9 protein-coding genes are annotated in these 9,078 nt (G+C 64.4%); 6 read left to right on the top strand and 3 right to left on the bottom strand.

The genetic code is table 11. The features are described 5' to 3' along the window. Window positions 1–545: 545 nt before the first annotated feature. The 4 genes from HWX55_RS24895 (at window position 546) to HWX55_RS24880 (ending at window position 4,364) form a co-directional block, all read left to right on the top strand. Window positions 546–1,763 (top strand): DUF2863 family protein, encoded by a 1,218-nt coding sequence (locus tag HWX55_RS24895; protein WP_089488673.1) that lies wholly within the window; start codon window positions 546–548, stop codon window positions 1,761–1,763. Window positions 1,764–1,974: 211 nt separating this feature from the next. Beyond that, window positions 1,975–2,817 carry a response regulator transcription factor gene (locus HWX55_RS24890; RefSeq protein WP_175977652.1) on the top strand — a complete coding sequence of 281 codons (843 nt, stop codon included), beginning with the start codon at window positions 1,975–1,977 and terminating at the stop codon, window positions 2,815–2,817. Between the two features lie 76 nt (window positions 2,818–2,893). Then, a complete protein-coding gene (locus tag HWX55_RS24885; protein WP_050016504.1) occupies window positions 2,894–3,568 on the top strand; it encodes an energy-coupling factor ABC transporter permease in 675 nt (224 codons plus the stop codon). Window positions 3,569–3,737: 169 nt separating this feature from the next. Further along, the gene (locus HWX55_RS24880; protein ID WP_089488674.1) at window positions 3,738–4,364 is read left to right on the top strand and encodes a hypothetical protein; all 627 of its coding nucleotides are present in this window, start codon (window positions 3,738–3,740) and stop codon (window positions 4,362–4,364) included. Window positions 4,365–4,449: 85 nt separating this feature from the next. On the opposite strand, the gene HWX55_RS24875 is transcribed toward HWX55_RS24880, so the two are convergent. Further along, complete coding sequence (locus HWX55_RS24875) at window positions 4,450–5,604, bottom strand: carboxypeptidase family protein (protein ID WP_175977651.1); 1,155 nt, start codon at window positions 5,602–5,604, stop codon at window positions 4,450–4,452. 189 nt (window positions 5,605–5,793) lie between these two features. Beyond that, entirely contained in the window at window positions 5,794–6,576 is a 783-nt protein-coding gene (yaaA, locus tag HWX55_RS24870) for a peroxide stress protein YaaA (protein ID WP_089488676.1), read from the bottom strand. A gap of 57 nt (window positions 6,577–6,633) precedes the next feature. On the opposite strand from yaaA, the gene HWX55_RS24865 reads away from it, so the two are divergent. Both HWX55_RS24865 and HWX55_RS24860 read left to right on the top strand, forming a co-directional pair. After that, window positions 6,634–7,119: a putative toxin-antitoxin system toxin component, PIN family gene (locus tag HWX55_RS24865; protein WP_175977650.1), complete on the top strand. Its 486-nt coding sequence runs from the start codon at window positions 6,634–6,636 to the stop codon at window positions 7,117–7,119. 27 nt (window positions 7,120–7,146) lie between these two features. Next, window positions 7,147–8,319, top strand: a complete 1,173-nt coding sequence (locus HWX55_RS24860) for a pyridoxal phosphate-dependent aminotransferase (RefSeq protein WP_175977649.1) — start codon at window positions 7,147–7,149, stop codon at window positions 8,317–8,319. 39 nt (window positions 8,320–8,358) lie between these two features. On the opposite strand, the gene HWX55_RS24855 is transcribed toward HWX55_RS24860, so the two are convergent. Then, window positions 8,359–9,015, bottom strand: a complete 657-nt coding sequence (locus HWX55_RS24855; RefSeq protein WP_175977648.1) for a glutathione S-transferase — start codon at window positions 9,013–9,015, stop codon at window positions 8,359–8,361. Window positions 9,016–9,078 lie beyond the last annotated feature (63 nt).

Here is a 9,078-nt window from a genome sequence, read left to right as displayed (position 1 = left end):
GTTAAGAACCGGTCGCTCACTCAAAGCTGACAGGAATATGAATCACTTCATAAACCTGACTTACTTTAGTGTGAGACTCTTGATACTTTCGCTATCTGATCCGAGGATCAGCTCGCTGCCATCAAGCGCCCACACTTATCGGCTGTTAATTTTTAAAGAGCATTTCTGCGAGAAACTCCGTGTTTCTCAGCAGCGCTGCGTTTTCAGCAGCAGAGAAGCGAAATTATGAACCGTGTTTCGCAGCTCGTCAACAACTTTCTGAACGACTTCGTTGCGACTGCGGGGCTCAACTTCCTGTACCGCCAAGGCTCGCTACGACCGAACCCGACAGCACCGCTTCCCTTCCTTCCGCGCCGCGTTTCCGTTAGCGCGAAAGAGGCGTGATTCTAAGCAGCTCACGTCGTGAGCGCAAGGGGTTTCGCAGAAACTTTTTTACACAGGCCGCAATTCGGCCGTCCGGCCATGCTTGGCCACGAGATCGCTTATGGTGCAAAGAACGGACTAGAATGTGAGGTTCTTCGCCTCTTTCTATATACGTCTTTAATATGCGCCAGCGAATCGCCAAACGCCTCCCCCCCGATGCCGACAAACTGGTCGGTCTGTCACTTGCGCTCTTCGCGTCGGGCAGCCGCATCGAGGATCGCTTCTGGGAAGCGAAGCTCGATACGCTGCTCGCCAAGATCGTCCGCAACGGCAATCAGACTACGCTCGACGCCGCGCTCGACCATCTTCAGCAGAATCACCCCGACGCCTACGGCGCGCTCGCCGACATGGCCGAGACGCACAGCGAGTCGATGGTGATCGAGCACGACGGCCAACCGTACGATGCGCTGCTGGTCGCCGTCCCGGTCCTCGCCTGGACGCGCTACATGATTCCGTCGGGCCCGCTCAAGGGCGACGTTGCCGACGCGCTGCGAACGCATCTGCAAGCGCACGTGCTCGCGAACGGCACCCTCGTCGGCCTCGCGCCGTTCCTCTACAGCATCGACCAGTTGCCGCGGCACCACGTCGAGACCTACCGGCTGGCCCAGCAGCTCGCCCACGCGGCAATCGGCCAGCACGCCCCGAAGCTGAGCTTCGGCGACCTGCCGGAAACTTCGCCGATCCTCGCCGATCCGCGCTTCCTGCTGGCAGTCGTCGCCGCGCCGGCCGGCGCGCCGCTGTTCCGCTGGCAGGAAGAAGAAAACGGCAGCCGGATCGAGCGCGGCCAGTGCCTCGAACAATGGACGGCCCAAGGCGGCCCGAACCTGTCGATCGCGCTGCCCGGCTGCGAGTTCGAATGCCTGCTTCCGGACGCGTACTACTCGGCTTGTCGCGATGCGGACGAACGCGTACGTCCGCATACCGTCCGAACGGCCATTCGTTATCTATTCGACACACTTGGTGCAGCGCCGCAAGAGCTGCGCGCGGTGGTCGCCGGCTTCGGCGAACGCCGTATCGACGAGTATCGCGTCGGCTTCACGCGACGTGCGAGCAACGACGTGATCTACGGTGTCGTGTGGCCGCTCTACGGCCGTGAAAACGGCGACATCTCGGTCGACAACGCGACGCTCGAAGGCGAAGCGCCGATCGAAGGACCGCTCGAGGAAATCGTGAGCCTGCTGAAGGAATGCGGCGTAACCGACGTCCGGCGGCACGCGGGCCGCTTCGAACCCGAATACTGCGACGACTGCGGCGTGCCGCTTTACGCCGATCCGCTCGGCGAAATCGTCCATGCGGAAATGCCGGAAGACGCGTCGCCCGCCCAGCCGCACTTCCACTGACCCGCACCGCAGGCCCGGACGGCCTGCCCGCCCCAAAGCCGCTTTCGGTTCCCTGCCGAAGCGGCTTTTTTCATATCCGATGCCCGGTCGCTCGAAATTTCGAACTTTTCCTAAGCCTTTCAGCCAAGCAGACATCGTGTAAGGTCTTTGTCATTATCGGGGCCAGCTTATCCCCGACGGCAGTCAATGACTCACTTCACGGAGGTTGAATATGCGGTTCTTGGTACTTAACTCAGACGCCGAACGGCGTGACGGACTGAAGACCCTGTTGCGGCAGATCGACCGGCACGCCAGCATCAACGATGCGCCTGACGGTTTCCAGGCACGCCGGCTGCTGCGCACCCAGCGTTTCGACCTCGTCGCGATCGACTGGTTGGACGTGGGCCGGATCAGCGAGCTTCAGGCACTCGGCAACGCGTGCTCACCGACCCCGGTCGCCGTCCTGGTCGACGACATCTCGCCCGAAGCGATCCAGCGCTTCTTCAATTACGGCGTCGCGGGCGTGATCCCGCATTCCACGCGGCCGCACCTGATCGTGCGGGCGCTCGAGATCGTGCTGCTGGGCGGACACTACATTCCGCCGATCGCCCTCAGCCTGCTGCCGTCCACGGCAACGACGACGGCCCGCCACGACGCCCATTTCCAGACGCTCGCCGGCTCCCTGCCGCGGCGCCCGCCGAGCGGCCTCCTGTCGCCGCGGCAAGCGCAGATCATGCGGTTCGTCCACATGGGCAGCACGAACAAGATGATCGCGCGTACGCTCGGCATCAGTGAAGGCACCGTGAAGATCCACCTCGCGAGCATCTTCCAGCAGCTCGGCGCCGCAAACCGCGCCGCCGCGGTCGCGATCTACAACGGCTGGCTGTCGCCCCATCTCGAGGTGCTGCTGGCGAACCGGAACCGCGCTCGTAAACCGGTCATCGGGGAACACGGCCCGGCTCCGCTGCGTACACAACGGCATGACCGTCCGTACCCGTTACCCACCGCGAATACCGGCACGCAGGACCTGCCACTCGCCGCCGAGCCACCGGCACGGTTCAGGCGCGGACGCTAGGCAAACAGTCTCGATATTGCGACGGTCGGGCATGTGCAGGCTCCCACCTTTGATGCTCAACGAGTAATATGGACGCATGGGTTTTCTTTTCACACCGCTTCCGCTCTGGGTTGGCATCGGTGGCTGGATCGCCGCCGTGGCCCTGCTCGCGCTCGCGATCTGGAATCGCCCCTTCGTACGCCTGCAAGACGCCACGCTTCAGCACGTGTGGCTCGCGCTCGTCACAGCGATCGCGGTCCTGTGGGCCTCGAACGCATGGCTCGAAGATGGCATCGTCATGCATCTGCTCGGCGCGACGTTGCTCGTCACGCTGTTCGACTGGACGCTCGCACTGGTCGCGATGGGCGCCGTCACGGCGATTGCCGCGGTCATCTTCGACGCGCCGTGGCAAGGCATCGGCCTGACCTATCTGATCTACGGTGCGCTGCCTGTCGGCGTGTCGGCGTTGCTGCAACGCGCCGCACTCGCGTGGCTGCCGCACAACCTCGCGTCGTTCATCACCGGGCAGGGCTTCCTGTCGCCCGCCATCGCGATCGTCGCGGTCGCCGCGGCGGCGGCCGGTGTCCAGCTCGCGCTCGCGGACGGCGTGCCCGTCGTGATTCCGGCCGGCTATCTGCTGAACACCGCGCTGCTCGCGCTCGGCGAGGCCTGGTTCACCGGCATGGCAACGGCCCTCATCGCCGTCTATCGCCCCGCGTGGGTCACGACCTTCGACGTCCGCCGCTACCGCCTCGGCGGCCCGCGCGCCTGAATCTCCTCCGCATCGGACGAGCGCACACGCGTATCGGCGGCCATTCCGCCGCGCGCGCCGAATACGTCACCTACTGCCGCACAACTTTTTTACGCTAAGATTGAACTCCTGTTCTTCATCGGGCATCTATACGTGCCCGACGTCTTCTTCGCTCCTCACCAATAACCAGATGGACAGCTCACCTGCCTCGCTCCGGATTTTCCGGGCGCTCGGCAAGCTGGCAGCCTGTATCGCGGGCTTGTCGCTTGCGCTTCCCGCACCGGTATTCGCCGACCTGCTCGACCAGCGTTCCGAACTGATCAACAAATTCGTCAACGAGATGCATGCCGATCCGCTCGCCGCCGATTGTGCGGCGCACGGCAGCTTCATCGCCAGCACGTCGACGGCGTTCGATCGCGTCGACTTCGCGCCGAACGCATTCGACGGCGGCAACGCGACGATCACGCCGTGGAACGACTCGTTCGACCAGGGCAAGCAGCGTGTGAAAGTCGACAACATCGTTACCGTCGACGGGCTCGGCATCCATAGCGACGGCAGCGACCCGACGCCGCTGAAATTCCGTTGCGGCTATGTCGGCCAGCAAATGCTCGCGTTCAGCTGGAACGATCCGGTTCCGCCGCTGAAGCCGCGCGTCGAGCGCTCGTCGTCTTCGACGAAGAAGTTCAAGGGCAAGTCGCACCGCGGCAAAGCCAAGGCGAAGGCATCGGGCCGCACCGGCAGCAAGAAGGCCGTCGCGACGAAAAAATCAGGCGGCCAGAAGAAAGCCGTGAAGAAAAAAACCGCGAAGAAGTCCTGATACGGCAGAGCGGCGACGACAGCAGCAAAAAAGGCCGGTGCATCGCAAGACGCACCGGCCTTTTTTCATGCGACGACGACGGCGTTTACGCGAACGTGTCGACATGCACCAGGATCGCGGCCAGCATCGCCGCGCCGAGCGCCGCGCTACGCTCGCCGTTCCAGCCGACGCGCTCGTCGGGCAGGTTCGCATTGTCCTTGAACGGCATTTCGAGCGTCAGCGACAGGCAGCCGAACTGGTGGCCGATGTACTTGGACGCCAGCTTCAGCGCATCTTCCTTGTACTTGCTCGCCGCGTAGCCATGCTCGGTCTGGAAGTCGGGGCTGGCGACCTTGAACGCGTCGATGAACGCGGCCTGCTCCTTGCGCTGCTGCTCGGTGAAGCTCGGCAGCATCTCCGAGCCGGCGACGAACACGTACGGCAAATCCTCGTCGCCGTGAATGTCGAAGAACATGTCGCAGCCGATCGCGTGGATCGCATCGCGCACGGCCAGCACTTCGGGGCTGCGCTCGGCATCGGGCGCCATCCACTCGCGGTTCAGGTTCGCACCGGCCGCATTGGTGCGCAGGTTACCGTGCACGCTGCCGTCCGGGTTCATGTTCGGGACGATGTGGAACGTCACGCGATCGTAGAGCTTGCGCGCGACCGGGTCACCCGCCCAGTCGCCCCATCCGGCCAGCCGCTTGACCAGGCCTTCGACGAACCACTCGGCCATCGATTCGCCCGGATGCTGGCGCGCGATGATCCACACCTTCTTCTTCGGCGCGCCATCGGTTTCCGGCGTGCCGAGCGTCAGCAGCGACATCGGGCGGCCTTCGACCGTGCGGCCGAGCTCGACGACGCTCGCCTGCGGCAACTGCTGGACCGCGCCGAGAAACGCCGCGTGACGCTCTTCCGAGTACGGTTCGAAATACGCGTAGTAGATGCTGTCGAATTCCGGCATATGGTCGATGGTCATCGTCTTGCCGTCGAATGTCGTCGGCACGCGGAACCAGTCGACGCGGTCATAGCTCGCTACCGCGTGGTAGTTGCGCCAGCCCGACGGATACGCGCATTCGGCTGCGTTCTCGAACGTCATCACGCATCGTTCGCCGCGCGCCCCCGTCAAGCGGTAGTAAAACCATTGCGCGAATTCCGAGCGATTGTCGCCGCGCACGCGCAGCCGGATTGCGTCGGGGCTGTCGCACGACACGACGTCGATTGCGCCTGCGTCGAAATTACTGGTGATCGAAACGGCCATCTGTCTATCTCCTTTGTCGACCGCCGTTAGCGCTTTAGCGCTTACGGCGGTCCCATGCAAAGCGGTCGACCAGCGTTAGCGCTTCAGCGCTTACGCCAGTCCCATGCAAAGCTGTCGACCGAATCGGGCAGCGTACCGCCTGTCCGGCCCCAATGCATGCGCCGGCCGTCTCGTGAACGGCCGGCTGGGTCACTCGCCGATGCGCCGGCGATATACGTAAGTCGAATCGTTCGACGCCGCCGCATCGAACGCATAGCCTTCGGTCGCGAATGCCTTCAGCGCCTTCGGGTCGGTGATACGGTTCTCGACGACAAAACGCGCCATCAGGCCACGCGCGCGTTTCGCATGGAAGCTGATGATCTTGTAGCGGCCGCCCTTCCAGTCCTCGAATACCGGCGTGATGACCGGCGCGGCCAGCAGCTTCGGCTTGACCGACTTGAAGTATTCGGTCGACGCGCAGTTGACGAGCACGCGCGCCGCGCCGCTGCGCGTCTCGAGCTGCTCGTTCAGCGCCCGCGTGATGCGGTCGCCCCAGAACGCATACAGATCCTTGCCGCGCGCGTTCGCGAAACGCGTGCCCATCTCGAGCCGGTACGGCTGCAGCAGGTCGAGCGGACGCAGCAGCCCGTACAGGCCCGACAGCACGCGCACGTGCTGCTGCGCATAGTCGAGATCGGTCGGCGACAGCGATTTCGCGTCGAAACCCTCGTAGACGTCGCCGTTGAACGCCAGCACGGCCTGCTTCGCGTTGGCCGGCGTGAAGGTCGGCGACCAGTCGGCGTAGCGCTGGAAGTTCAGGCGCGCGAGCGGATCGGAGATATCCATCAGCGCCGCGATGTCCTGCGGCGACAGCTTGCGCAGGCCTGCGATCAGCTCCGACGCGTCGTCGACGAATGCAGGCTTCGTGTAAGACTGGACGTGCGCGGGCGTCTCGTAGTCGAGGGATTTGGCGGGAGAGAGAACGATTATCATAGAGGCTCGCTGGCACGCCGTGCCTTGCGGTCAGACGAAAACCACCGATTGTAACGAATGACCCGCTCTCTCGCCCCGCATGCCGCCCACCGCGTCGTGCTCGACTCGAACGTCTGGATCGACATCCTCGTATTCGACGACCCCGCTACGCGCCCGATCCGGGCCGCGCTGGAGCGCGGCACGCTGGCCGCCGTGATCGACGGCCGCTGCCTGACCGAGCTCGAATACGTGCTCGACTATCCGCAGTTCCAGTCGCGCGCGATCGACAAGGCTGCCGCGCTCGCGACGGTCGCCCGGCTCGCGAGCCTCGTCGAACCGCCGCCCGTCGACGCCGACGCGCCGCCGCTGCCGAAGTGCAAGGACCGCGACGACCAGAAATTTCTCGAACTCGCCCACGCCGCGCAGGCCGACTGGCTCGTGTCGAAAGACCGCGCGCTGCTGAAGCTCGCGAAACGCACCGCACGCGACTTCGGCTTCCGGATCGCGCAACCCGCACCGTTCGTGGAAGCCTGCGCGCTCGACGCCACGGCGACGCCGGCCTGACACCCCCATCCGAATTCGACCGTCTCGATGAACGCTCCTTCAGATATGCCAACGACTCCCGTTTTCCCGTCGCGCCTGCCGAACGTCGGCACGACGATCTTCACGGTCATGAGCGCGCTTGCCGCCGAAAAAGGCGCGGTGAACCTCGGCCAGGGCTTCCCGGATTTCGATTGCGATCCGCGCATCGTCGATGCGGTCGCCACCGCGATGCGCAACGGGCACAACCAGTACCCGCCGATGGCCGGCGTCGCGCCGCTGCGCGACGCGATCGCCGACAAGATCGCGCAGGTGTACGGCCGACGCTACGATCCGGGCACCGAAATCACCGTGACGGCCGGCGCGACGCAGGCGCTGCTGACGGCGATCCTGTGCGCGGTGCATCCGGGCGACGAAGTGATCGTCGTCGAGCCGACCTACGACAGCTACCTGCCGTCGATCGAGCTTGCCGGCGGCAAGCCCGTGTTCGTCACGCTGGACGCACCCGACTACACGATCCCGTTCGACCGTCTCGCGGCCGCGATCACGCCGAGAACGCGGATGATCCTGATCAACACGCCGCACAACCCGACGGGCACCGTGTGGCGCGAGGCCGACATGCGCAAGCTGGAGGACATCGTGCGCGGCACCAACGTGCTGATCCTGTCCGACGAGGTCTATGAACACATGGTCTACGACGGCGCGCGCCATGAGAGCGTCGCGCGCTACCCGGAGCTCGCCGCGCGCAGCTTCATCGTGTCGAGCTTCGGCAAGACCTATCACGTGACGGGCTGGAAGGTCGGTTACGTCGCGGCGCCGGCGGCGCTGACCGCGGAATTCCGCAAGGTCCACCAGTTCAACGTGTTCACGGTGAACACGCCGATGCAGATCGGGCTCGCCGACTACCTGCGCGACCCGGCGCCGTACCTGTCGCTCGCGGGCTTCTATCAGAAGAAGCGCGACTTCTTCCGGGCCGGCCTCGAGCGCACGCGCTTCAAGCTGCTGCCGTGCACGGGCACGTACTTCCAGTGCGTCGATTACTCGGCGATCAGCGACCTGCCCGAAGCGGAATTCTCGAAGTGGCTCACGTCGGAGATCGGCGTGGCGGCCATTCCGGTGTCGGCGTTCTATCACGAGCCGCACGAATCGGGCGTCGTGCGCTTCTGCTTCGCGAAGCAGGAAAGCACGCTCGCATCCGCGCTCGAACGGCTCGCCCGCCTGTAAGCCCGGCAGGGGCGGCCACGCGCCGCCCGTCAGACACGCTTACGAACGCACGACGTTCGCCGCTTCGACATACGCCTTGCGCTCGGCTGCCACGCGTTGCGCGGCCGGGCGTTCACTCACCGTCTTCGCGTGCGCCTTCCAGTCGATGCCTGCATCGAGCAGGAAGTCGCGCCCGAAGACGGCCTTCGTCGCCATCCCGACGACCGGCAGATGAACCCACGCGGCCATGTCCGCGAAGCCGAACGAGTCGCCGAGCACATACGGCGAAAAGCGCGTCATCTGCTTGAATGCATCGATCGCGCGCGGCAGGCGCTTCTCGACGTGCGCCTTCATCCCGTCGCTCACCTTGCCGCCGAAAAACGCTTCCGTGTACACCTCGCGCGCCATCCATTCGAGATACAGCTCGAGCGTCTCGACAAGTTCGCGCACCTTCGCCGCAGCGAACGGGCTTGCGGGGAAAATGCCTTTCTCGGGATAGCGCGCCGCCAGGTATTCGATGATCGCCTGCGACTCGAACAGCGCGCCCTCTTCGGTCTTCAGGAACGGAATCTTGCCGAGCGGCGAATCGGCAAGCTGCGCCGGATCGCTGATCGGCAAACCGCACACCCGTTCCTCGAACGGAATGTCGTGCTCGAGCAGGACGAACTTCACCTTGTTGTAATAGTTGGACAACGGAATACCGCACAGTTGTAGCATCGGTGTCTCCTTCGTTGCTGAAGCGCGGCCGCATCGACGCCGGCCGCATCGGGATTCATCGCG

Source organism: Burkholderia sp. BCC1047 (assembly GCF_902833155.1).
Classification (GTDB): Bacteria; Pseudomonadota; Gammaproteobacteria; order Burkholderiales; family Burkholderiaceae; genus Burkholderia; species Burkholderia sola.
This window is presented reverse-complemented; position numbering and strand designations above follow the sequence as displayed.

What these genes read in the sequence shown, in the direction of transcription:
- HWX55_RS24895 (WP_089488673.1), top strand. Translation starts at nt 546, where the DNA reads ATGCGCCAGCGAATCGCCAAACGCCTCCCCCCCGATGCCGACAAACTG.
- HWX55_RS24890 (WP_175977652.1), top strand. Translation starts at nt 1,975, where the DNA reads ATGCGGTTCTTGGTACTTAACTCAGACGCCGAACGGCGTGACGGACTG.
- HWX55_RS24885 (WP_050016504.1), top strand. Translation starts at nt 2,894, where the DNA reads ATGGGTTTTCTTTTCACACCGCTTCCGCTCTGGGTTGGCATCGGTGGC.
- HWX55_RS24880 (WP_089488674.1), top strand. Translation starts at nt 3,738, where the DNA reads ATGGACAGCTCACCTGCCTCGCTCCGGATTTTCCGGGCGCTCGGCAAG.
- HWX55_RS24875 (WP_175977651.1), bottom strand. Translation starts at nt 5,604, where the DNA reads ATGGCCGTTTCGATCACCAGTAATTTCGACGCAGGCGCAATCGACGTC.
- yaaA (WP_089488676.1), bottom strand. Translation starts at nt 6,576, where the DNA reads ATGATAATCGTTCTCTCTCCCGCCAAATCCCTCGACTACGAGACGCCC.
- HWX55_RS24865 (WP_175977650.1), top strand. Translation starts at nt 6,634, where the DNA reads ATGACCCGCTCTCTCGCCCCGCATGCCGCCCACCGCGTCGTGCTCGAC.
- HWX55_RS24860 (WP_175977649.1), top strand. Translation starts at nt 7,147, where the DNA reads ATGAACGCTCCTTCAGATATGCCAACGACTCCCGTTTTCCCGTCGCGC.
- HWX55_RS24855 (WP_175977648.1), bottom strand. Translation starts at nt 9,015, where the DNA reads ATGCTACAACTGTGCGGTATTCCGTTGTCCAACTATTACAACAAGGTG.